This is a genomic window from Kerstersia similis, from assembly GCF_965139615.1.
Classification (GTDB): Bacteria; Pseudomonadota; Gammaproteobacteria; order Burkholderiales; family Burkholderiaceae_B; genus Kerstersia; species Kerstersia similis.
Window position 1 is genome coordinate 20,197 of record NZ_CBCSIQ010000022.1, and the last position, 23,898, is coordinate 44,094.

Here is a 23,898-nt window from a genome sequence, read left to right on the forward strand (position 1 = left end):
CGGGCGTCCGGTTTACGCGTTTTCGGTGATGACACCCAGATAGCGGCAGTCCAGCGTCAGCGCCAGTTCGTCTTTGCCCATCAGTTCCAGCCTGACCGGCGTGCCGCGTTCCAGTTCCGGCATGCCGGCGACGCGGGTGACAAAGGGTGCGCAGCTGAAACGCACGAGGTCTTCACGCAGGACATGCGCCGTGACTTCCTTGAGGCCTTGCTGCTGGAACCAGCGCAGGCACCAATAGCGCTCCATGGCATCCTGATGGTCGTGCCAGGTCGCGTATTGCGCTTCAAAGGCGCCGATGATGGCGAACAGGTCGGCATCGCGTGGCTTGAATGGGGCGACCAGCGGGGCCGAGATGCCGTGCTGTGCGGCGGCGATCAATTGCCATTGGTTGACCAGATCCACATAGCGCCGCAGCGGCGAAGTGCACCAGGCATATTGCGGCACGCCGATGGCCTCGTGTGGCAGGGCATGGGTGCTCATGCGGGTGCGGCCAGCTTGCTGGGAGCGGTAAATGCCGGGCAAGCCGGTACGCGCGAGCAACTCGCCCCAAAGCGTATTGGCCAGGATCATATATTCGGCCACCAGCCGATCCAGCGGCGCATTGCGGCGGCGCGGTTCGATGCGGACGGTGGCATCGGGGTCGTCCGGGTTGCCATCCAGGTAGAAGCTGTATTCGACCCGGTTGTTGTTTTCCGGCTTGCCGCGTACTTCATCACGCCGGGCGGACAGGGCCAGCGCCAGTTGCCAAAGCGGCTGCATCCAGTCGAGATGCGGGTGGGCATCGGCCGGGCCGGCCAGGGCTTCCTCGCTGTAGATGGCGTCCATCTGGTTGTGGCGCAGGTTTTCGCGCACCTGCACACGCTCCAGGCGAGTTTCAGTATGGCGTATTGCGCCGGTGGCCGGGTCGGCTTCCACATACAGCGACAGCGCGGGCACGGGTTTGCCGGCATCCAGCGAGAAGCGGCTGATCAATGCTTCAGGCTGCATGGGGATTTTTTCCCCAGGCGTATAGACCGTGGACAGCCGGGTGCGCGCATGTTTGTCCAGTTCGCTGTCGCGGGTGACAGCCAGGCCCGGGACGGCCACGTGGACACCTACGCGCAGCCAGCCATCCTCCAGACGCTGCACGGACAGTGCATCGTCGATTTCGGTGGTGGTGATGTCGTCGATGGAATAGGCCTGGGCATCAGCCAGTGGCAGGTCGGCGCCCAGGTCAGGCACCGTGATGTCGCCAAAGCCGGTGCCGCGCGGGAAGTTCGCGGCAAGGAACCGGGCCTTGTGCAGCGCCAGCGGGCTGGGCCAGGCACCCAGGTCCAGCAGCAGGCGTTCCGGGCTTTTCTGCAATTGCTGGCAGGCCGCGTCCATGGCCTTCCAGGCCATGCTGTTCTTGTCGGGACGGATCAACAGCATCTCGGCGGCTTCGGCGATGGGGGCAGGCAGGCGGCCTGCCGTCATGTCATCGACCCATTGCTGCTGCTGTTCCGCCTGCAGGCGCTTTTTCTCCTGGGCTGCCTTGGCAGCCGCGAGAATGTCTGCCGGCGCAGCGCGGTAGCGTCCTTTGCCACGACGATGGAAATAGATGGGGGCGCTGTGCAGGCGCAGGATCAAGGCTGCCTTCTCGAGTGCGGAAGGCGCATGGCCGTAGTAATCGGCGGCAAATTCGGCCGCTTCAAAATCTTCCTGGCTGCTGCACTCCCAAAGGAAATCGAGGTCGATGTCTTCGGCCTGGGCCTGGGCTTGCGTCAGGAAATTGGCGGCATCCTTGGTATCAAAGGTAAACAGCGCATTGGTGCGCTTGATTTTGCTGCGCTTGCCGCTTTCCGATTCCACTTGCAGGCTGGCGTCGGTTTCAGCAAGGATGTGGCCGATCTTGAAACCGCCGTCTTCTTCGTAGAACAAATACATCTTGTCGCGTATTCCTGGGGGAGTTGGCCCGAGCCAGCGGGCCCGGGGTATGGCTGTGTGGAAATGAAAGGAGCGGACGGAGCGCTGGCGGTGGCCGGAGAGAATTGCCGGTCGGTTTTGTTACCTGCGCTGGCCGGTTTTTTATCTTGCGGTTTTGACCTGCGGTTTTTTACATGCTTTTGCGGGCGAGTTCCAGCGCATTCAGCAGGCGGCCGTGTATGCCGCCGAATCCGCCGTTGCTCATGATCAGGATATGGTCGCCGGGGCGGGCCTCCGCTGCCAGGGCCTGCACCAGCGCATCAAGGTCGCTCCAGCAGCGGGCGCGTTCGCCCAGAGGGGCCAGTACCACTGCCGGATCCCATTGCACGCTTTGCGTACCCTGGCGTTCGCCAAAACAGTGGATCAGGTCGGCATCGGCCAGGGAACCGGGCAGGCGGTCGGCCATGGTGCCCAGCTTCATGGTATTGGAGCGCGGCTCCAGCACGGCGATGATGCGTGCCTGGCCGACCTGGCGCCGTAATCCGGCCAGCGTCGTGGCGATCGCTGTGGGGTGGTGGGCAAAGTCGTCATAGACCGTAATGCCATCGACCTGGCCCCGGACTTCCATGCGGCGTTTCACGCCCTGGAACGTGTTCAGGGCGGCAATCGCCGTTGCCGGCGGGATGCCCGCGTGCTGCGCGGCGGCAATGGCCGCCAGGGCATTGGCGCGGTTGTGAGCGCCTGACAAGTGCCAGGCGACAGTGCCCAGGTGCTCGCCATGCAGACTGACATCGAAGCGGTTGTCGGCCAGATCCCGGGCCTGCCAGTCGCCATCGGCGCCGAATGTCTGGCATTCCGACCAGCATCCGCGCGCCAGCACGCGATCCAGCGCCTCATTGTGGCTTTCGCGGATGATGCGGCCCTGGCCGGGCACGGTGCGCACCAGGTGATGGAACTGGGTTTCGATGGCCGCGAGATCGGGGAAGATATCGGCGTGATCGAATTCCAGGTTGTTCAGCACGGCAGTACGGGGGCGGTAATGAACGAATTTGGAGCGTTTGTCGAAGAACGCCGTATCGTATTCATCAGCTTCGATGACGAAATGGCGGCTGGCGGGCTGCCAGCGCGCCGAGACGCCGAAATCGGGCGCCACCCCGCCGATCAGGAAGTTGGGTGCCAGACCGGCTTGTTCCAGGATCCAGGCCAGCATGGCCGTGGTGGTGGTCTTGCCATGCGTGCCGGCAACGGCCAATACGTGCTGCCGGTGCGGCGTCAGAATATGCTCGTTAAGCCATTGCGGGCCGGAGATATAAGGCAGGCCTTGGTCAAGGATGGCTTCCATCAGCGGATTGCCGCGCTTGACGACATTGCCGATGATGTACAGGTCTGCGCCCAGGGACAGCTGCGAGGCGTCAAAGCCTTCCAGCAGTTCGATGCCCTGTTCTTCGAGCTGGGTGCTCATGGGGGGATAGACGTTCGCGTCGCACCCGGTGACGCGATGGCCGGCAGCACGGGCGATCAGGGCCAGACCGCCCATGAACGTGCCGCAGATGCCCAGAATGTGCAGATGCATGGAAACCTCCGTACTGCATTGTAATGGGGGAAATGGATGCCAAGCGGCGGGCGGGACAGATCGGTGAACCATTGTTTTCAATGGACAACGGCGTTTTTTTGACGTAAAAAGCGGTCTATCGTTACTTTTGCCGACATAATGGCGCATTGCGAATGGGTTCCCCAGATGCTGGCAGTGGTTCCAGTCAGCCTGCGCGGGCCGTTTTTTTCTGGCTGGCCGGCGCTCGCGCACAGGCTGGCAGCCGGAACCAGATCTCGCCCGGAACGGCTAGGCCGTGGCCGCGCTTGGACTCGTCTGTGAGACATGCGGCGTACTTGCCGTTTTATGTGTCCACTTGGTCTGATCCGTCCATGAGATCTCCCCGTTTCCAGCTTCCAGCACGTTCGTTCCAACCTGGCTTCGCAGACCGGGCATAGCACCGTCTTGCGTCGCTGAAAAATACACTATGGGAAAAGGCAGTTATGGATCTCCGAAAACTGAAAACCTTGATTGACCTGGTTGCCGAGTCCGGCATCGCCGAACTTGAAATTACCGAAGGTGAAGGCAAGGTCCGCATCGTCAAGTTCGTGCCGCAGGCTGCTGTGGCACCGGCTCCCGTCTATGTGGAAACCGCAGTGGCGGCGCCGGCGGCTGCCGCGGCCCCGGCAGCTGCGCCTGCCGCGCCCGCCGCACCGCAAGGCCATGTCGTCAAGGCTCCCATGGTGGGCACGTTCTACCGTGCCTCCAGCCCCGGCGCGACGCCTTTCATCGAAGTTGGCCAGAGCGTCAAGGAAGGCGATGTGCTGTGCATCATCGAAGCGATGAAGCTGCTCAATGAAATCGAGGCCGACAAGGCTGGCGTCATCACCGAAGTTCTGGTGGAAAACGGCGCGCCCGTGGAGTACGGTCAACCCCTGTTCGTCATCGGCTGATCGCACATGTTCGAGAAAATCCTTATCGCCAATCGCGGTGAGATTGCGCTGCGCATCCAGCGCGCCTGCCGCGAGATGGGTATCAAAACCGTGGTCGTGCACTCCGAGGCCGACCGCGATGCGAAATACGTCAGGTTGGCCGATGAGTCGGTCTGCATCGGGCCGGCACCGTCCCGCGACAGCTATCTGAACATGCCCGCCATCATTTCGGCTGCCGAAGTGGCGGATGCCGAAGCAATCCACCCGGGGTACGGCTTCCTTGCGGAAAATGCCGACTTTGCCGAACGCGTGGAAAAGAGCGGTTTTGTGTTTATCGGCCCGCGTCCGGATTCCATCCGGATCATGGGCGATAAGGTCAGCGCCAAGCAGGCGATGATTGCTGCCGGTGTGCCCGTCGTGCCCGGTTCGCCCGGCGCCTTGCCGGACGATCCGCAGGAGATCCTCCGCCTGGGCCGCGAAGTCGGCTATCCGGTGATCATCAAGGCTGCCGGCGGTGGCGGTGGTCGCGGCATGCGTGTGGTCTATACCGAAGCTGCTTTGTTGAGCGCCGTGCAGATGACGCGCTCCGAAGCGGGTGCGGCCTTCAACAACCCGGAAGTCTATATGGAGAAGTTCCTCGAGAACCCGCGCCATATCGAAATCCAGGTGTTGGCGGATGGTGGCCGCAATGCTGTCTGGCTGGGCGAGCGTGATTGCTCCATGCAGCGCCGCCACCAGAAGGTCATCGAAGAGGCGCCGGCGCCCGGTATTCCCCGCCGTCTGGTGGAACGTATCGGTGAGCGCTGCGTCGAAGCCTGCCGCCGCATCAACTATCGTGGCGCGGGTACTTTCGAATTTCTGTATGAAAACGGCGAGTTCTATTTCATCGAAATGAACACCCGTATTCAGGTCGAACACCCGGTGACGGAGCTTATTACCGGTATCGACCTGATTCAGCAGCAGATTCTCGTGGCGGCCGGCGAGAAGTTCACGCTGCGCCAGCGTGATATCCAGATCAAGGGTCACGCCATCGAGTGCCGCATCAACGCGGAAGATCCGTTCACCTTCGTTCCCAGCCCCGGCCGCATCACCAACTGGCACGTGGGTGGAGGCCCGGGCATCCGCATCGACTCGCACGTGTTCAACGGGTATTTCGTGCCCCCCAACTACGATTCGATGATTGCCAAGGTGATCTCCTACGGCGACACGCGTGAACAGGCCTTGGCCCGTATGCGCATCGCCCTGTCGGAAATGGTGGTGGAAGGTATCTCGACCAACGTGCAGTTGCATCGCGAGCTGCTGCAGGACGCGCGCTTCATTGAAGGCGGCACCAGCATTCACTATCTCGAGCAAAAGCTCTCCCAGCGTCCTTGAGCCAGTGCCGCTGCTGCCGTGAGGGGCGGCGGCGCCAGCCGATAGGACATACGGGCCCCGCCGCACAGGCAGGGATGGCCCGCCAGGCATCGCCAGCAGTAACATGCTGGCGATGCCTATTTCAGGAACCAGAAAAATGCGTGAGTTATTGTTGTCCTGCCCGGGAGACCTGGCGGAGCCCTGGTCGGATGCCTTGCTCGAAGCTGGCGCACTGTCCGTCTCGGTCGAAGATGCGGATAGCGATACCGAAGCCGAGCAGCCGCTGTTCGGCGAGCCGGGGACGGAGCCGGAAACCGTGGGCTGGAACCGCAACGTCGTGGTGGCGCTGCTGCCCGACGGGGCGGATCCGGCGCAGTTGCTGGAGGCAGCCCTGTCATCCAGCGGCCTGGACGCGGCCCTGGCCGAAAACTGGACTTTGCGGGATGTGCCCGACGCTGATTGGGTGCGGCTGACGCAAGCGCAGTTTGGGCCGATTGCGGTTGGCGACAAAGTGCGCATCGTGCCTAGCTGGCACGTGGAACCAGGCGCAGCGCTGGACAAACCGGCAGGCGGCATCGCGATTCAGCTGGACCCTGGCCTGGCATTCGGTACCGGCAGCCACCCGACCACGCACTTGTGCCTGGCCTGGCTGGCGGAAGCCATGCCTGCTGGCGCCAATGTGCTGGATTACGGTTGTGGTTCGGGCATCCTGGCGATTGCTGCCGCGATGCTGGGGGCAAACAGCGTTCATGGCGTGGATATTGATGCCCAGGCCGTGCAGGCCACGCAGGACAATGCGACCGTCAATAGCGTGACGATCCAGGCAAGCCTGCCGGATGGTCTGGCGGATGGACAGTACGATGTTGTCGTCGCCAATATCCTGTCCAACCCCCTGAAGGTGCTGGCGCCCATGCTGGCCGGCCGTGTTCTGCCGGGCGGGCATCTGGTACTGTCTGGCGTGCTGGCGCGCCAGGCCGAGGAAGTGGCCGCCGCCTATGCGCCTTGGCTGGCAATGACGGTCTGGCAGGAGCGCGAAGGCTGGGTCTGTCTGCATGGGCAGCGTCCGGCGGCCTGAAAGGGCGCCCAGGGGCGCGGCGACACGCTGCTGGCCGCTACGCTGGTATGTGTTGCTGCGCACCGTGTTCGGGCGGGAATAAAACGCCCGGATATCGTCGGGCGGATGTGAGCGTTGCCGGATCGGTCCGGCGGCCTGTATTCACTGTATTGAGGAATCAACTATGGCTTTTCCCATTCTGGTTTGCGGCTCCATCGCTTTCGACAGCATTGCGGTTTTCGAAGGCCACTTCAAGGATCACATCCTGCCTGACCGGATCCAATCCCTGAGCCTGTCCTTCACGGTGCCGTCGCTGCGCAAGGTGTATGGCGGATGCGCAGGCAATATCGCCTACAACCTGCGCCTGCTGGGCGGGCAGCCGCTGCCGGTGGCGACCGTGGGCGAAGATGCCAGCGACTATCTGGACTACCTGCGTAAGCTGGGCATCAGCACCGAATGGGTGCGCGTGGCGCCGGGCAGCTATACCGCACAGTGTTTTGTGACCACCGATCTGGACGATAACCAGATTGCCGCGTTCCATCCGGGCGCCATGGCGCTGGCTGCGGATAACGATATTTCTACGGCGGAAGGCGCATGGGCCATTGTGGCACCGGATGCCAAGGATGGCATGTTTGCGCATGCCCGGCGTTTGCATGCCCGTGGTATCCCCGCGGTCTTCGATCTGGGGCAGGCCATGCCCTTGTTCAGCGGCGAGGATATCGAAGAGATGCTCAAGCTGGTGCAGGTGCTGACGCTCAACGATTATGAAGCCAGCGTGGTGGAACAGCGCACCGGGCGGGACATGGCGGATATCGCCAAGGGCCTGCAGGCAGTGGTCGTGACGCGTGGCGCCAACGGCGCGACAGTATGGACCAATGGCAAGACCGAGGAAATCGGTGCCGTGAAGGCCGAGGCTGTCGTGGACCCGACCGGTTGCGGTGATGCGCATCGGGCCGGCTTGCTGTACGGTGTATCGCTGGGCTGGTCATGGGCTGACAGCTGCCGCCTGGGTAACGTCATGGGTTCGATCAAAGTCGCGTCGCGCGGGCCGCAGCAGCACCAGCCTGCACGGGAAGAGATATCCAGGCGCCTGGAGCAGGGCTACGGCCTGGTATTGCCACCGCTGTAAGCGGCTCGGGCGATGGGCCTTGGGCACAAACCTGGCAGGCGGCGCATCCTGCCGCCAGGCCGGGGCCAGGGCCCGTCTGCATTGATAAAGGTTGTGACAGATTCTCAGGTATCCGCTCGACCGGGAAATAGGTTTCCGGCTTGCCGGGATGTATCATGTGAATAGAGATTCTCTGCGGTAGTCGGCTGTCCCTGTAATAGGGCTGCCGGGTTCGGTTGAAGGCATCCGCCGATTCTGACCTGCCGCGACATCGCCTGGCTGGGAGCCAGGTGATGGTGACATTAGGAGCGACATCATGGCTATGGCACAAGTACAAGTTTCTTCCCGTTCCGGCGTCCGTCGCGGCATGGCGGTGGTCGCCGTGGCAGCAACTCTGGCCGTCCTGGCAGGCTGCTCGACGCAGCGCGCGTCCAGTTCCGTCTATACCTACGGCCAGGCGCAGCGCGAGCAGATCGTCCGCAACGGCACGGTACAGAAGGTGCGTCCGATCACGCTGCAATCCGATGATTCCACGGCCGTGGGCACGCTGGCAGGGGGTGCCTTGGGCGGTGTTGTGGGTAATACGGTCGGCGGCGGCAGCGGTCGTACCATCGCAACGGTGGGCGGCGCCATCCTGGGCGCCTTGGCCGGCAGCGCCGTTGAGAAGAACATCAATACCCGCAATGGTGTGGAAGTCACGGTGCTGCTGGATAACGGCGAAACCCGTGTCATCGCCCAGGAAGCGGATGTGCCGCTGAGCGTAGGCCAGCGCGTGCAAGTGATCAGCGGTGCGGGCCCGACCCGTGTGGCGCCGATGTAAGAGCCGTTTGGAAGATGGCTGCCTCTCTCATGATGGGGGGCTGCCTTCCAGGCTGGTGCGGAGGGTCTATCCCGTACCAAACAAAAACCCCCTGCAAGCCGAGCTATCGGCTTGCAGGGGGTTTTTCATGGCCGCGACGCATGCCGGGGGCAGGCGCAAACTGGCCACGGCGGCACGCACGCCGCAGGTTCAGAACATGAGCAGCTGGTAGCTGATACGGGTCAGGATCATCACGCAGATCTGTGCGCCGAGCAGCAGCACCAGCGGCGAGAGATCCATGCCGCCCGGAGTGGGCAGGACGCGACGGATAGGCGCCAGCAGCGGGTCGGTCATGGTGCGCAATACCGGCATGACGGGCGCCAGCGGATTGACCCAGGACAGGATGGCCTGGATCAGTGTCAGCCAGACCAGGAGATTGAAGCCCCATTTCGCCACCGTCAGGATGGCTGCGCCGAGGATGGAGGGCACCATGGTCAGCGTGGGCAGGCTTTGCAGGGCCAGGCAGATGACCAGGAACCAGTAGATCAGGGCGATCAGCCAGGCGGCGGCCAGGCTGGCCCAATCGACACGGCTGCGCAGCGGGAACACATTGCGCAGAGGCTGCACCAGCCATTGCGTCACCTGAGAGATCGCCTGGTGAATGGGATTGAACGGGTGTAGCCGGACAAACAGCATCCAGGCGCGGGCCAGCAGGGCGGCGCCCAGCAGCATGGCTGCAATGTCTAGCAGGAAGTGAATGATTTCGCCGATCATGAATAAGCCTGAAATTACGGAGATGGCCGCAAGGTAGGGCATGTCATGCCGCAGGTACCTCAAACGGGCAAGGCGATTTTATGCGGGAGCACAATGAAAGGCGACTCCCGTGGGGTGCATTTGCCCATGGCCGGGCTGCCATTGTCGCATGATGTGGTGACAGCGCGGCGGCGGTTTTGCCGTGCTGTTGCCATGAAAAAAGCGCGCCCCGGGAGCGAGTTGCCTGCCCCGAAGTTGGAGTGATGTCCAACGCTCGGGGAGCAGTTCGTTCAGAGGGGCGCGCTTTCTGTTTCGGCCCGCCGAGGGACGGGCCGAGTGGGATCAACGCTTGTCGGCGGGGCGCTCGTCAACCGGGAAGGGCCAGGCGCTGGCCGGATTGCTGCCGGTCTTGGCCGGTGTGGCTTCTGCTGCAGCGGGGGCCGGTGCGGCTTTCTTTGCTGCGGCTTTCTTTGCGGCGGGCTTTTTGACGGCGGCCGGCTGCTTGGCCGTCTTGCCATCTGCCGCTGCCGGCTTCGTTGCGGTGGCGGCCTTGGCCTTGGCAGCCGGTTTGTCAGCCGGGGCGACGGGAACCTTGCTGGCAGGGGCTTCTGCTGCCGGGGCGCTGCTTTCCGACGCTGCGGGGGCTACGGTCTTGGCAGCGGCTTTTTTGGCCGGAGCCGTCTTGGCAGCAGGCTTGGCTGCGGGTTTGGCAGCAGCCTTGGCGGGCGTCTTGGCAGCGGTAGCGTCCGTGCTCTTGGCAGCCGCTTTTTTGGCCGGAGCCGCCTTGGCAGCGGGCTTGGCAGCCGGTTTTGCGGCGGGTTTGGCAGCAGCCTTGGCCGGTGCCTGAGTAGCGGTAGCGTCCGCGCTCTTGGCGGCAGCCTTTTTGGCGGGGGCGGGCTTGGCAGCCGGCTTTGCANCGGGCTTGGCCGCAGCCTTGGCNGGNGCCTTGGCAGCAGTCGCGTCGGCGCTCTTTGCCGCAGCCGCTTTCTTGGCGGGGGCGGGCTTGGCAGCCGGCTTTGCAGCGGGTTTGGCTGCAGCCTTGGCCGGTGCCTTGGCGGCAGTCGCGTCGGCGCTCTTGGCAGCCGCCGCTTTCTTGGCGGGTGCAGCCTTGGCAGCCGGTTTTGCAGCGGGCTTGGCCGCAGCCTTGGCCGGTGCCTTGGCGGCAGTCGCGTCGGCGCTCTTGGCAGCCGCCGCTTTCTTGGCGGGTGCAGCCTTGGCAGCCGGTTTTGCAGCGGGCTTGGCCGGTGCCTTGGCGGCAGTCGCGTCTGCGCTCTTGGCAGCAGCCGCTTTCTTGGCGGGTGCAGCCTTGGCAGCCGGTTTTGCAGCGGGCTTGGCCGCAGCCTTGGCGGCAGCGGCCTTTTTGGCCGGTGCCTTGGCAGCGGAAGTGGCAGCAGCCGGTTGCGCGCCAGCTTGCGCAGTCACGGGGGCGGCGGCAGCTTGGTCGGCAGTTTTCTTGGTAGAGGGTTTCTTGACTGCTTTTGCCGCAGTCTTGGTGGCTGTTGCCATGGTATTGCTCCTTAGGTTCTCTCAGGGTTCCCAGAACATCAACGCGCGCAGTAACTGCCGGTTAAGCTGGCACTTAGCTGCCCGGAAAATTCATTGGCGAATTCTGCGCGCATGGGAAGGCTGCGAGCCGGGGAAATGCCAATGAACATCGTGCAACCCTTTGATATGGCCCGCGTGGTGTGCGCGAGCCATTTCAAATGGCGCTGACAGGCTGGGGACTGCCTGCCTCGATGTAAATCTGTCGGGGATGGGGGATGGGGCACCGCCTCTTCCGCATAGGGATGAGCGATGCTGTGCGCCTGCCTTTGATCAGAGGCAGGTACAGAAACGGCGGTCGGAAAGATCGTGCCAGACACGGGCGTGGTGATAGACAAGTTCGTAGCCGATCGGGGCGGGGCCGGAAATACCTCAATCATAGGGGAATTTGCCTGGATTGGGATGTTTGCGGCCAATTTCCAGCGTTGCTTTTCTGACAGTGTGGTTTCAGGCGCAGCACTTGGGCGGGAGAGGCATGAATGCTGACTCTCCAGGCCAAGGGCAGGGGCGTTTGACGACACGGAAAAAATGTCTGGCAGGACGGCTTGCGTGATGGTGTCCGGAAGGATGAAACCGCCCCGCTGCCTTCCTGGTGAATACAGGTCGTTCAGGCGTGCGGGGCGATGTGTCATGTCGTCTTGAATGACCGTTGCGCCGGGCTTCAGATCTGGTTCAGGCGAGCCAGCACCGTGTCGCGGCCAAGCAGCTCCAGCACGGCGTCGATGGAGGGGGTCTGGGTACGGCCAACGACCGCCACGCGCAAGGGGATGGCCAGTTGCGGCATTTTCAGGCCGCGTTCCTTGATGAAGGACTTGACCTGCGCGTTCAGCGCTTCGCGTTGCCACGGCGTGTCCGCCAGCTGCGCCGCAAAATCACGCAGCAGGGTACGGTTGCCGTCGCCCAGGTGTTCTTGCACCAAGGCGTCGGATGCCGGTTCATGCGGACCGCAGAACAGCATGGCGCCGTCAGCCAGTTGCTCCAGGGTTTCGGCGCGGTCTTTCAGCAGGGCAATCACGGCTTCGAGATTGTCGATGTCTGCCTTGCCGCCACGGGCCGCGATACGCGGCGCAACCAGCTTGGCCAGGTCAGCGTCCGGCGTCTGCTTGATGTAATGGGCATTGACCCAGTTCAGTTTCTTCGGATCCCATTGCGCAGCCGAGCGCGACAGATGGCTGGGGTCGAACCATTCAACGAATTGTTCGCGGGTGAACAGTTCATCGTCACCATGGCTCCAGCCCAGGCGCGCCAGATAGTTGATCATGGCTTCCGGCAGGTAGCCGTCGCGGTCATATTCCATGACGCTGACGGCACCGTGGCGTTTGGACAGCTTCTCGCCGTCCGGGCCCAGGATCATGGGCAGGTGGCCGTATTCGGGCACCTTGCCGCCCAGGGCGCGCAGAATGTTGATCTGGCGTGGCGTGTTGTTGACGTGGTCGTCGCCGCGGATGACATGGGTGATATTCATGTCGAGGTCATCGACGACCACGCAGAAGTTGTAGGTCGGCGTGCCATCAGGACGGGCGATGATCAGGTCGTCCAGCTCGCTGTTGGCAAAGCGGATGGGGCCTTTGACCATGTCGTTCCACGCGGTTTCGCCATCCAGCGGGCTGCGAAAGCGAATGACGGGCTTGCGGCCTTCCGGCACCGGCGGCAGCGTTTTGCCGGGCTCCGGGCGCCAGGTGCCGTCATAGCGCGGCTTCAGGCCCTGGGCGCGTGCGGCTTCGCGCATGGCTTCGACTTCTTCCGGGCTGCTGTAGCAGTAGTAGGCCGTGCCGGCATCCAGCATGCCCGCCAGCACTTCGCGGTAGCGGTCCATGCGCTGCATTTGATAGAACGGGCCTTCGTCTGCATCCAGGTGCAGCCAGCGCATGCCGTCCAGAATGGCCTGGACGGCTTCCGGCGTGGAGCGCTCGACATCCGTGTCCTCGACGCGCAGGACGAAGGTGCCGCCGTGATGGCGTGCATAGGCCCAGGAAAACAGGGCCGTGCGAGCGCCGCCCAGATGCAGGAAGCCGGTAGGAGAGGGAGCGAAACGGGTGCGTACGGGTGTGGTCATGGCTGGCGCGGGTGGCATGGTGTGAATACTGCTTTCATGCCACCGTGAGTGCGTGTAGGGTTATGGTATCCGTATCATTTTAATGGAGCGCCACCCACTATGTTGCGTCATCTTATTGCTCCGCTGTTTGATCCGCGCACCTTGCTGGTCATGGCCGATAGTGCCTTGCCTGTTATGCAGAGTCTGCCGGCCACACTGCGCGACCGCGTGACACGGGTGGAATGCGTGCCGGGCGAGGTGCCGGCATTGCCAGAAACGCTCTGTGGGCTGGCGCCGGGCGCGCGCTTGGATCTGGCCCTGGTCGGCGTGCGGCCTTCCGTGCTGCTGGAGACTTTGGCGCGGCTGGAACCGTTCCGGCCGCATGCGGCCATTCTGCTGCCCTCCGATGAGGCGGATCCGGCACCGGCGGTGACGGCGGCGCTGTGCCGCGATTGGGCCTTGCGTCATCAGTGTGCGTTGCTGGGTCCCAATGCCTTTGGTGTGCAACGTCCACCTGCCGGCTTGAATCTCAGCCAGCATCCCATTCTGGCGCGGCGCGGCAAAGTAGCGCTGGTGACGCAATCGCGCGCGCTCATGGCGGCGGTAATGGATTGGGCGGATGATGCCCATATCGGGTTCTCCGTGGCCGTGGCGCTGGGCGACGAGGCGGTGATCGGTTTGCCCCAGGTGCTGGATTTTCTGTCAGGCGATAGCTGGACCGATAGCATCGCGCTCTATGTCGAAGATGTCGGGTTTGCGCGCGAGTTCATGAGTGCATTGCGCGCCGCTGCCATGGTCAAGCCGGTGGTGGTGCTGAAAGCCGGACGCGCGTTGGATGTGTCGGGGGCCGATAACGCATTTGATGCGGCCTTGCGGCGCGCCGGCGCCGTGCGGGTACGTTATTTCGTACAGCTGTTCTCGGCGCTGAAGGTGCTGGGGTATGCGCGGCGGCCACGTGGGCGCGGTGTTGCTTTGCTGTCCAACGGCAGTGGCCCGCCGCAGTTGGCGCTGGACCTGATGGGGCCGGCGTCGGCGGTGTTGCAGGCGGACCTGGTGGCGGCGACACGCAAGCGCCTGGCGGAGTTGCTGGAACCGGCTGCCAAACCTTCCAATCCGGTGATTACCTATGCGCCCTTGACGCCGGATCGCGTGGCAGAGCTGCTGTTGTGCCTGCTGGACGACGCCAATGTCGAAGGCGTGCTGGTCTTGCTGGCGCCGGATGCCCGTTCGGATCTGGCGGGCGTGGTGGCGCGCCTGGCGCAGTTGGCGCCCAAGGCGCGCAAGCCGGTCATTACCTGCTTGATGGGCGATGCCGGCATGCGCCCGCTGCGGCGTCTGATGGATGATGCCGGAACGCCGGCTTTTCGGACGCCGGAATCCGCTGCCGATGCCTTCGGCGTGTTGGCCACGCATCATTACAACCAGCAGTTGCTGATCCAGACCCAGCCACCCGAGCAGCATGGCGAGGCGCCGGATATTGCCGGGGCCGAGCGTGTGCTGGCGCATGCCAGGGCAGCGGCGCGCCAGGAGCTGGAACCCGCCGAATGCCGCGCCTTGTTGCGCGCGTTTCTGGTACCCGTGGCCGGGCCGTACGTCGGGTGTGAGCCACCGGGCGACGCGCTGGAACCGCCAGCCGCCATCCGGGTGCGTACGGATTGCCGCTTTGGCCCCGTGCTGAGCCTGGGGGCGGGCGGTGCGGCGGCAAGCATGCAGGCGCCTGATCGGGGGGCGGATCTGGCGCCGCTCAATGCGTTCCTGGCACGGCAGCTGATGGAACGCAGCCGCCTGTGGCAAAGGGTGCTGCGCGACCATATCAGCCCGGTGGCTGAAGAGGCTTTGCGGGTTGCGCTGGAGCGGATTTCCGATCTGGTGACGGAGCTGCCGGATGTGCGGGAGATCGACATCGACCCGCTGTATGTAGGGGATGCCGGCCTGACGGCCGGCGGGATGCGTATCCGTCTGGCAGAATTGCCGGCGCAACGGCCGGCTGCCAGCGGCTATCCGCATATGGCGATACATCCGTACCCGATGCAGTGGGTGCGGCAGCGTCAGTTTGCGGATGGCGCGCCCTGGGAAATACGGCCCATCCGTCCGGACGATGCCGAGCTGTTGCAGACGTTCATTCGCGGGCTGTCGGAAGAAACCCGCTATATGCGCTTCGTGTCGATGATGCGGGAGCTGACGCCGCGTATGCTGGCGCGCTATACCCAGGTGGATTACCACCGTGAGTTCGCGCTGGTGGCGACGACGCGGGTGCCGAATCCTGCCAATCGCGGCCTGCCGATGGAGATCATCATTGGCCTGGCGCATTATCTGCGCAATGCTGACGGGCGCGGTGCGGAGTATGCATTGGTCGTGGCGGACGACTGGCAGCGGCGCCGGCTGGGACGCGAGTTGATGGGGACGCTGATCGAGGCGGCCGCGGCTCAGGGGCTGGAGTACATCGACGGCCTGGTGCTGGCAAACAACCGTCCGATGCTGGGCCTGATGACCAGTCTGGGTTTCACCAATGATGTGGATGCCGAGGACCCGAGCATGCGACGGGTCTGGCTGGGGCTCAGGCCGGCGCGCTGATGGCCGGCTGGCGTGGCCGGCACGGCAGCGTGCCGCATCGGGCGGCGGCACGCTGGCCGGGAGGGTGGCGCGCTTATTGCACGGACAGTACGGTTTTCAGGAAGACGGCGATGTCGGCGATTTCCTGCGGGCAGACCGAGTGCGGCATGGGGTAGGTACGCCATTCGATCTGGTAGCCCAGGCTATCCAGAATGCGTCGCGCCGTTTCGGCCCGGGCCGGAATGACGATGGGATCCTGGGTGCCATGCGCCATGAAGATAGGCGTTTGCTGGTTCGCCGGGCTGCGTTCCTGGGCCAGCGAGTCAGCCAGGGGCAGATATCCGGATAGGGCGACCAGGCCGGCCAGCGTTTCGGGGTGGCGCAGCCCGGTGTATAGCGTCATGGCGCAGCCTTGCGAGAAGCCGGCCAGGACGATATTGGCAGCAGGAATGCCACGCGCCTTTTCGCGGGCGATCAGCGCTTCGATCTGGTCGGCGGAGGCGCGGATGCCCGCGCCGTCTTCGCGGGCGCCGGCCGCCATCTGGAAGATGTCGTACCAGGCGCGCATGGGCATGCCACCGTTGATGGTGACCGGCCGCACCTGCGCATGCGGGAAAACAAAGCGGATCGCTGGAGCGCCCGGCCAGGACAGGTGCGGCACGATGGGCGCGAAGTCATTGCCGTCAGCGCCCAGGCCGTGCATCCAGATGACGGCATGTGTCGGGTTGGGCGCGGTTTCCAGTTCGATGGTGTCCAGCAGGTCGGTAGCGGAAGTCATGATTCGATATCGGGTTCAGAGGGTGCGGCAGACTGTTCAGCATCGAACAGTGATTTGAGTGTCTGGAACAGGGCGCGATAGTGCTTGCGCTGCGGTTCGTGGCTTTCCGGCAGCGTCGCGTTGGTTGCGGCTTCCTTGCGGGCGGCGCGCAACTGGGCGCGCAGGGCCTGGATATCGACGTCCGGATGGCGGTTCAGCAGTTCCGTCAGCGGTTGGTCGTCTTGCATCAGCCGATCGCGCAGGCGTTCGATGCGATGCAGGCTGGCTGTTTGTTCGCGCGAGCCGTTGGCCCAGATGTCGAGCTGGGTGCGGATGGCGTCTGCGGGTGCGTCGCGCATCAGCTTGCCGACGTAATGGGTCTGGCGGCGGCGTGCGCCATGGCTGTTGATGCGCTGTGCGGCCCGGATCGCTTCATACAGCGATTCGGACAACGGCAGTTGTTTCAAGCGGTCAACAGGCAGTTCGATCAGCGTTTTGCCCAGGTCTAGCAAGGCGTGCATTTCACGTTTGACCTGGGATTTGCTGGGGGACAGATCCTCCTCGTCGAACTCGTCTGTCGTGTTGTGGGCGGGCGGGCGCATGGGGAAATCCTGAATGAGGCAAATGAAAAAGAATGGCGGCAGGCGGACGAAACTTCGTCATGCTTGCGGCGACTTGGCTATGATACCCGCCTCAGCGTATGGGAAAGTCATGGCAGATTCTTCTTCGAATTTTTTACCGATTGCCGCGAATCAGGCATTGTTCCGCGAACTGGTCGAGTTGGCACTGGGCCACGCACGTAGTCTGGGTGCCAGCGATGCGGCGGCCGAAGTCTCGGAAAGCCAGGGGCTGAGCGTGTCGGTGCGTCGCCGCGATGTCGAAACCGTGGAGCAGACGCGCGATCGTTCGCTGGGTGTGACGGTCTATGCGGGGCAGCGGCGGGGTTCTGCGAGCACCTCCGATTTTTCGCCGCAGGCGATCCGGGCCGCGGTGGAAGCCGCCTGGCATATTGCCCGCTATACCGGCGAGGATGAGGCGGCCGGCCTGCCGGATGCGGATGAGCTGGCGACGGAGTTTCCCGATCTGAAGCTGCATTATCCCTGGGCGCTCGATGCCGACGAGGCGGCCCGGCTGGCGTTGCGCGCCGAGCAGGCTGCACGTGCGGTCAGCAAAATGATCACCAACAGCGATGGATCGCAGATCAATGCCAGCGAAGGGCATTTCGTGTTGGGTAATACGCGCGGTTTCATGGGGGGCTATCCCTATTCGCGCCACAGCCTGTCGGTGGCGCCGATCGCCGGACGCGGCAATCGCATGCAGCGCGATTATTGGTATAGCGCCGTGCTGAATCCGGCAGATCTGGCAGACCCTGATGCCTTGGGGCGCTATGCCGCCCAGCGTGCCTTGTCGCGCTTGTCGGCGCGGCGCATTCCTACCGGTAATTATCCTGTGCTGTTCGAGGCGCCGCTGGCGCTGGGGCTGATGGGCGCCATGGTGCGCGCCGCCAGTGGCGGCGCTTTGTACCGTAAAGCGTCGTTCCTGCTGGATGGCATGGGCAAACAGCTGTTTCCGAGCCATATCCGGATGGATGAGGATCCGTTCCTGCCTGGGCAGGGCGGCAGCGCGGCGTTCGATGATGAGGGCGTGCGCACGCGGGCGCGCCGCGTGGTGGATGCTGGTGTGCTGCAGGGCTATTTCCTGTCCACCTATACGGCGCGCAAGCTGGGTTTGCCGCCGACGGGAAATGCCGGTGGCTCGCACAATCTGGTGTTGCGTTCGACACGTACCCGCAAGACGGATGATTTCCGTGCGATGCTCAAGAAGATGGGCACGGGTCTGTTGGTGACCGAGCTGATCGGTCAGGGCGTGAATTATGTGACTGGTGATTATTCGCGCGGCGCTTTTGGATATTGGGTGGAAAACGGCGAGATCGTCCATGCGGTGGAGGAGATCACGATTGCCGGGAACCTGCTGGATATGTTCAAGGGGATAGTTGCCGTCGGTGCGGACGCGATCACGCGTGGCGCGAAAACCAGCGGTTCGATTTTGATTGACAAGATGGCAGTGGCAGGTTCCTGATTTTTCATGCTAAACTCGCGGGTTTCTGCCTTCATGGGCAGGGAATTCGCACGGGCGGTTGACAACGCTTTGGCGAGAGCACGCTGCACAAGCCGGTATTCCTGAGCCTTGCGTTCGGGGTCGGGTGGTCGTAGCGTGATTTTGAACTTTTCCGGGCGTGTCCTGAACGGCGCGCGGGGTATGGGCCAATGGTGGCGCAGCCTGACCGGATTCCATTTGATTTTAGGAACAGATCATGAAGACCTTTGTGGCAAAGCCGCATGAAGTCAAGCGTGACTGGTTCGTGATTGATGCCAAGGGCAAGGTCCTGGGTCGTGTGGCCAGCGAAGTCGCACGCCGCCTCCGTGGCAAGCACAAACCGGAATTCACGCCTCACGTTGACACCGGCGATTACATCGTCATCGTTAACGCGGCCGATATCGTCGTGACCGGCAACAAGGCGCTGGACAAGCGCTACTACCGTCACTCGGGCTACCCCGGCGGCATCACCGAAACCAATTTCGAGAAGATGCAGCAGCGTTTCCCGGGCCGTGCGCTCGAGAAGGCCGTCAAGGGCATGCTGCCCAAGGGTCCTCTGGGCTACGCCATGATCAAGAAAATGAAGGTGTACGCTGGTGCCGAGCACCCGCACGCCGCTCAACAGCCGCAGCCGCTGGAAATCTAAGGAAAGGCCATGATCGGTAACTGGAACTACGGCACCGGCCGCCGCAAGACTTCGGTGGCTCGCGTGTTTCTCAAGAAGGGCTCGGGCAAGATCGTGGTCAACGGCAAGGCTGTTGACGAATACTTCGCTCGTGAAACCGGCCGCATGGTTGTGCGTCAGCCTCTGGTGCTGACCGGCCATCTGGAGTCGTTCGATTTCCACATCAACGTGCATGGCGGCGGCGAAAGCGGCCAAGCCGGTGCAGTGCGTCACGGTATCACCCGCGCATTGATCGACTACGATGCAACGCTGAAGCCCGCACTGTCCCAGGCTGGCCTGGTGACCCGCGATGCGCGTGAAGTCGAGCGTAAGAAGACCGGCTTCCACAAGGCCCGTCGCCGCAAGCAATTCAGCAAGCGCTGATGCAGTTTTGTCCGTGCCGCTTTTCGAAGCGGTATGGGCAGGCGAAAAAACCCTGGCTGTTTTGGCAGCCAGGGTTTTTTTTATGCTGTGGCGGTTTGGGTTTGGGTTTGGGTTTGGGTTTGGGTTTGGGTCGGTTTGGGGCAGAGAGCGCCGTGCTAAGCCGCACCCAGGCCAACCGCCCAGGCCCGCGCAGATCGCGTGGTTCCGGCTGCGCCGGAACTCCCCGGTGTCCAGGGCAGGAACGGGGCGGGCACACAACTCGCGGCGCGGACAGTCCACCGGACTGTCCGCAAGCGTGCCGCTCAGACACGTGTGCCCTGGTTTCCCCGTTCCCACCCCGGACACCGGCACGCTCCACTGCGCCAGCCTGGGCGGTTGGCCTGGGCGCTCGCATTGGTTGCGCGCAGCGGCGAAACCAATGACAGGATTTTTCATCCGTCAGATGGGGCTATCTTCACCTCTTCACCTCTTCACCTCTTCGCCTCTTTGTCTCTTTGTCTCTTTGTTTCGGCGGCAGGGCAGAGGGTTATGAGGGGGGCGGGAGCGCGCGCAATGGGGAGAAATCAGGGAACTTGGAAAAAGTACCGGGGGTCTCATCCAGAAGCGATAGAATCAATGGTTTCAGAAGAACCCGTATTACGAGAGGATTTCGACATGGCTCAAACCGCACCTGCGCGTATCAAGGTCGGTATTGTTGGCGGTACTGGCTACACCGGCGTTGAGTTGCTGCGCCTGTTGTCGCGCCATCCGCATGTGGAACTCAAGGCCATTACCTCCCGCAAGGAAGATGGCCTGCCTGTGGCGGATATGTATCCGAACCTGCGTGGTCATGTCGATATCGCTTTCAGTTCGCCGGATAAGGCCGAGCTTGATAAGTGCGATGTGGTGTTTTTTGCCACACCGCATGGCGTGGCCATGAATCAGGCACGCGAGTTGCTGGATGCCGGGGTGCGGATTATCGACCTGGCGGCAGATTTCCGCCTGAAGAATCCTTCGATGTTCGAGAAGTGGTACAAGATGCCGCATGCCTGCCTGGATATTCTGGCAGAGGCACGCTACGGCTTGGTCGAGCTGGACCGCGATGGTTTGCGTGAGGCGCGGGTGGTCGGTAATCCCGGCTGCTATCCGACGACGGTGATACTGGGCCTGGCGCCGCTGCTGGAAGGTGGTCTGAGCCTGATTGATACCAATAGCCTGATTGCCGATTGCAAGTCTGGTGTGACGGGCGCAGGCCGCAAGGGTGAGATCCCGCTGCTGTTCTCTGAGGCCGGTGATAATTTCAAGGCGTATGGCGTGGCCGGGCACCGTCACCAGCCGGAAATCGAGGCCCAGCTGTCGCGTTTGCATGGCAGCCTGATCAAGCTGACGTTCGTGCCGCATCTGGTGCCGATGATCCGCGGCATGTTCTCGACGATTTATGCACGTATCTTGCCGGGCGCCCGCGAGGTGGATTTCCAGAAGCTGTTCGAGGAACGCTACGCAGGCGAGCCGTTCGTGGATGTGCTGCCGGCTGGCCAGTTGCCGGAAACCCGTACGGTGCGGGCATCGAACAAGTTGCGTATTGCCGTGCAGCGTCCCGCCAATGGCGATCAGCTGATCATTCTGGTGGTGCAGGATAATCTGGTGAAGGGCGCTTCGGGCCAGGCCGTGCAGAATATGAATCTAATGTTCGGTTTCCCGGAAACGGCGGGGCTGGAACATGTGGCGATTCTGCCTTGATGGTTGTGTTGATGTCTGATTGTGCCAACCAGTAAGCGCCGGCCGGTCAAGGCTCATGCCCATGCGCCGCACGCGGCGCGCCTGCGGGCGCGTGCGCGGCGAGCGCCTGCGCTGGCGATTGTGCTGGCCCTGTTGCTGGGCCTGGTGACTGGCGTGGCAGGCGGCTGGTTCTGGGCGCAGGCGCGCCCGCAATCGCCGGTCATCAGCGCCAGTACGATGCTGGAACCCGATGTCGCGTTGCTCAGAAGCCAGGAGGAGCTGGCGCTGGTGCGTTCGCAACTGGCCATGCGTGACGGAGAGCTGGCCGTGGAGCGGGCGGCACGTCAGCGGCTGGAAGAGCAGGTGTCCGGGCTGCAGCGGGATCTGGGAGCCGAGCGGGATCGCCTGGCCTTTTTCGAGCAGCTGCTGCCATCGGGGCCGGGAGGTTCGGTTGATATCCGCTCCGCCAGTTTCGAGCGTTTTGGCAGCGCCTTGCAGTACCGCGTCTTGCTGATGCGCAATGGCAAGGTGGAAACGCCATTTCAAGGCAGTTTGAGATTCATGGCGGCAGGGATGGACAACGGCAAGGCGGCGACGCGGGAGTTGCGTCCCATGCAGGCCGATCCCAGTGGGCAGCCCATGCCGGGGACGCCTGAGGCCGCAGTGAAGCATGAGCTCAGTTTCGATCAGTATCTGAGCGCCAAGGGCGTGTTGTGGATTCCTGCCGGTTTCGTGCCTGCTTCAGTCACTGTGCAGGTGCTGGAAGGCGATACGGTGAAGACGGCCTATCGCGTGGAGCTGGAGGCGGTGGCGGCGCCCTGAGCCGCCCGGGTGCATTTTCCCCTGGGCCTTGGGCATCCGGGCCGTGCCTGATGCCTGCCGGGGCGGAGTGTTGCAGTAATGGCGAATAGCAATGCTGCCTATGGGTGTATCCCTGGTTCGGCCATAGGGGCTGCGTTATAGTAAAGCGTCCGCCGGTGTTTCTGTGCCGGCCATCTCGCGGCCACAGCAGGCCGCCAGGAGTCAGCAAATGAGCGCAGTGACCGAAGTCACCGATCTGCAGGCACCCCCTGCTTCCATTATCTTTACCGATGCCGCCGCTGAAAAAGTGCGCGATCTTCTCATCGACGAAGGCAATCCCAACCTGAAGTTGCGCGTGTTCGTGCAGGGTGGCGGTTGCTCGGGCTTCCAATATGGCTTCACGTTCGATGAAGATGTCGCCGACGATGACACCATCCTGGAAAAGGCCGGTGTGCAATTGCTGGTCGATCCGATGAGCTTCCAGTATCTGGTGGGCGCAGAAATCGACTACAAGGAAGATATCGAAGGCGCGCAGTTCGTGATCCGCAATCCGAACGCCACCACGACCTGCGGTTGCGGTTCGTCGTTTTCGGTGTAATTGCTTGCGGTATGCCGGCCTCTTGAGGAGGCTGGCAACGGGTCTGAGCCATGCGTCTCGCCTGAGTGCCCTGCCCGATGTGTCTTGCACTGGCCAGTTACGCAAAGCCAGGTACTCAAAAGCCCCGCTGATCAGGGCCGCCTTTGTCGGGCGGCTGTCTGGCCGGCAGGGTTTTTTTTCGTCTGTGTGTTTCGTGCGGATGTGGCGTGTGGTGGATGAGCGTCAGGCCGGGTACCAGGCACCCAGGATGCTGCGGTGGCGTGCACCGGTGACAGATGGCAGGCTGGCTGGCACGCCATGGTGGTGCGCCCAGGCCAGCCAGGCAAAGGCCATGGCTTCCATGTGCTGCGGATCCACCCCGTAGGCGTCGCTGGCGTTGACCGGGCAGGGCGCCTGGCGGGTCAGTGCGCTCATCAGGTGCAGGTTGCGCGCGCCACCGCCGCAGACGATCAGTTCTTCCGTGTCCGGCGCATGCCGGGCCAGTGCTTCCAGAACGGTGGTGACGGTAAATTGGGTCAGCGTGGCCTGGATGTCAGCCGGACTGGCCTGGCCGGCGGCTGCCAGTCGGGCGTCCAGCCAGGCGCTGTTGAAGAGGTCGCGGCCGGTGGATTTTGGTGGCGGCAGGTTCAGCCAGGATTCGCTTTGCAGCAGGTAGGCGAGCCAGTCGGGCAGGCATTGGCCGCTGGCCGCCCAGGCGCCGCCGGCGTCGTAGCCATTGCCGGTATGGCGCTGGCACCAGAGGTCCAGCAGCATATTGCCGGGTCCGGTATCGAATCCCACCGGATCCTGGCCGGGCCTAAGCAAGGTCAGGTTGCCGATGCCGCCCAGGTTAAGCAGGGCGCGTGGTCGTTCAGCCTGGAACAGGGCTGCGTGAAAGACGGGCACCAGCGGGGCGCCCTGGCCTCCGGCAGCGATATCGCGCCGCCGGAAATCCGCAACGACAGGAATATTGGTCAATTCAGCCAGCAGCGCCGGGGCATTCAATTGCACGGTGTAGCCGATATCCGGGCGGTGGCGTATGGTCTGCCCATGCGCGCCGATGGCCGCAATGTCGCCGGCTTCCGATTCGCTCAGGTAGAGCACTGCGGCAACCGCCTGGGCATAGGCCTGGGCAATCTGCAAGGCAGCGGTTTCAGCGCGATGGATTTCATTGTCGCCGGGCAGGTTAAGCGCCAGCAGTTCGTCGCGCAGCGCGGCAGGGTAGGCCTGGTGGGCGTGCGCGATCAGGCGCAGCTGCTGCGGGCCGCTGATTTCAATCTGGACGGCGTCCACGCCGTCCAGGCTGGTGCCGGACATGATGCCGATGTAAGAACGCCCGCGGCGGGCGCGGGCGTCGGGATGAGAAGCCGTCATGA

Annotated in this window: 19 protein-coding genes; 12 read left to right on the forward strand and 7 right to left on the reverse strand. The window is 63.2% G+C overall.

Annotated elements, in window-relative coordinates:
- Window positions 1-12: 12 nt before the first annotated feature.
- Window positions 13-1,905, reverse strand: a complete 1,893-nt coding sequence (locus ACNA1V_RS13205) for a ribonuclease catalytic domain-containing protein (protein WP_415834068.1) — start codon at window positions 1,903-1,905, stop codon at window positions 13-15.
- Between the two features lie 169 nt (window positions 1,906-2,074).
- Window positions 2,075-3,457, reverse strand: a complete 1,383-nt coding sequence (mpl, locus tag ACNA1V_RS13210; RefSeq protein WP_415834069.1) for a UDP-N-acetylmuramate:L-alanyl-gamma-D-glutamyl-meso-diaminopimelate ligase — start codon at window positions 3,455-3,457, stop codon at window positions 2,075-2,077.
- Between the two features lie 461 nt (window positions 3,458-3,918).
- Here mpl and accB point away from each other — a divergent pair, with 461 nt between their 5' ends.
- From accB to ACNA1V_RS13235, 5 genes are all read left to right on the forward strand, one after another.
- Window positions 3,919-4,368 (forward strand): acetyl-CoA carboxylase biotin carboxyl carrier protein, encoded by a 450-nt coding sequence (accB, locus tag ACNA1V_RS13215; protein WP_415834070.1) that lies wholly within the window; start codon window positions 3,919-3,921, stop codon window positions 4,366-4,368.
- Window positions 4,369-4,374: 6 nt separating this feature from the next.
- Window positions 4,375-5,721 (forward strand): acetyl-CoA carboxylase biotin carboxylase subunit, encoded by a 1,347-nt coding sequence (accC, locus tag ACNA1V_RS13220; RefSeq protein WP_415834071.1) that lies wholly within the window; start codon window positions 4,375-4,377, stop codon window positions 5,719-5,721.
- A gap of 136 nt (window positions 5,722-5,857) precedes the next feature.
- Window positions 5,858-6,775 (forward strand): 50S ribosomal protein L11 methyltransferase, encoded by a 918-nt coding sequence (prmA, locus tag ACNA1V_RS13225; RefSeq protein ID WP_415834072.1) that lies wholly within the window; start codon window positions 5,858-5,860, stop codon window positions 6,773-6,775.
- A gap of 163 nt (window positions 6,776-6,938) precedes the next feature.
- Entirely contained in the window at window positions 6,939-7,883 is a 945-nt protein-coding gene (locus tag ACNA1V_RS13230) for a carbohydrate kinase family protein (protein ID WP_415834073.1), read from the forward strand.
- A gap of 295 nt (window positions 7,884-8,178) precedes the next feature.
- Window positions 8,179-8,682 carry an outer membrane lipoprotein gene (locus tag ACNA1V_RS13235; RefSeq protein ID WP_415834074.1) on the forward strand — a complete coding sequence of 168 codons (504 nt, stop codon included), beginning with the start codon at window positions 8,179-8,181 and terminating at the stop codon, window positions 8,680-8,682.
- A 189-nt stretch (window positions 8,683-8,871) separates the two neighbouring features.
- On the opposite strand, the gene ACNA1V_RS13240 is transcribed toward ACNA1V_RS13235, so the two are convergent.
- The gene (locus ACNA1V_RS13240) at window positions 8,872-9,435 is read right to left on the reverse strand and encodes a YggT family protein (protein ID WP_415834075.1); all 564 of its coding nucleotides are present in this window, start codon (window positions 9,433-9,435) and stop codon (window positions 8,872-8,874) included.
- Between the two features lie 2,182 nt (window positions 9,436-11,617).
- Window positions 11,618-13,030, reverse strand: coding sequence for a glutamate--tRNA ligase (gltX, locus tag ACNA1V_RS13250; protein WP_415834076.1), 1,413 nt, complete (start codon window positions 13,028-13,030; stop codon window positions 11,618-11,620).
- A gap of 81 nt (window positions 13,031-13,111) precedes the next feature.
- Here gltX and ACNA1V_RS13255 point away from each other — a divergent pair, with 81 nt between their 5' ends.
- A complete protein-coding gene (locus ACNA1V_RS13255) occupies window positions 13,112-15,565 on the forward strand; it encodes a bifunctional acetate--CoA ligase family protein/GNAT family N-acetyltransferase (RefSeq protein ID WP_415834077.1) in 2,454 nt (817 codons plus the stop codon).
- A 73-nt stretch (window positions 15,566-15,638) separates the two neighbouring features.
- Here ACNA1V_RS13255 and ACNA1V_RS13260 read toward each other — a convergent pair whose 3' ends face one another.
- The gene (locus ACNA1V_RS13260) at window positions 15,639-16,322 is read right to left on the reverse strand and encodes an alpha/beta hydrolase (RefSeq protein ID WP_415834078.1); all 684 of its coding nucleotides are present in this window, start codon (window positions 16,320-16,322) and stop codon (window positions 15,639-15,641) included.
- Entirely contained in the window at window positions 16,319-16,903 is a 585-nt protein-coding gene (gene yjgA / locus ACNA1V_RS13265; RefSeq protein WP_415834079.1) for a ribosome biogenesis factor YjgA, read from the reverse strand. Before yjgA ends, ACNA1V_RS13260 begins: the two co-directional genes overlap by 4 nt.
- Before the next feature lie 109 nt (window positions 16,904-17,012).
- Between yjgA and pmbA the strand changes: the two genes are divergently transcribed.
- The 6 genes from pmbA to erpA all read left to right on the forward strand — a co-directional run bounded on the left by pmbA (window position 17,013) and on the right by erpA (window position 22,543).
- On the forward strand, window positions 17,013-18,380 hold the full coding sequence (pmbA, locus tag ACNA1V_RS13270; RefSeq protein WP_415834080.1) for a metalloprotease PmbA: 1,368 nt from the start codon (window positions 17,013-17,015) through the stop codon (window positions 18,378-18,380).
- A gap of 235 nt (window positions 18,381-18,615) precedes the next feature.
- The gene (rplM, locus tag ACNA1V_RS13275) at window positions 18,616-19,044 is read left to right on the forward strand and encodes a 50S ribosomal protein L13 (protein WP_068372705.1); all 429 of its coding nucleotides are present in this window, start codon (window positions 18,616-18,618) and stop codon (window positions 19,042-19,044) included.
- A 9-nt stretch (window positions 19,045-19,053) separates the two neighbouring features.
- Window positions 19,054-19,446 (forward strand): 30S ribosomal protein S9, encoded by a 393-nt coding sequence (gene rpsI, locus ACNA1V_RS13280; protein ID WP_068372703.1) that lies wholly within the window; start codon window positions 19,054-19,056, stop codon window positions 19,444-19,446.
- Window positions 19,447-20,100: 654 nt separating this feature from the next.
- Window positions 20,101-21,165: an N-acetyl-gamma-glutamyl-phosphate reductase gene (argC, locus tag ACNA1V_RS13285; protein ID WP_415834081.1), complete on the forward strand. Its 1,065-nt coding sequence runs from the start codon at window positions 20,101-20,103 to the stop codon at window positions 21,163-21,165.
- Between the two features lie 21 nt (window positions 21,166-21,186).
- Window positions 21,187-21,966: a DUF6776 family protein gene (locus ACNA1V_RS13290; RefSeq protein ID WP_415834082.1), complete on the forward strand. Its 780-nt coding sequence runs from the start codon at window positions 21,187-21,189 to the stop codon at window positions 21,964-21,966.
- 208 nt (window positions 21,967-22,174) lie between these two features.
- On the forward strand, window positions 22,175-22,543 hold the full coding sequence (gene erpA, locus ACNA1V_RS13295) for an iron-sulfur cluster insertion protein ErpA (protein ID WP_415834083.1): 369 nt from the start codon (window positions 22,175-22,177) through the stop codon (window positions 22,541-22,543).
- A gap of 222 nt (window positions 22,544-22,765) precedes the next feature.
- On the opposite strand, the gene ACNA1V_RS13300 is transcribed toward erpA, so the two are convergent.
- On the reverse strand, window positions 22,766-23,896 hold the full coding sequence (locus ACNA1V_RS13300) for an anhydro-N-acetylmuramic acid kinase (protein ID WP_415834084.1): 1,131 nt from the start codon (window positions 23,894-23,896) through the stop codon (window positions 22,766-22,768).
- Between the last annotated feature and the right edge of the window lie 2 nt (window positions 23,897-23,898).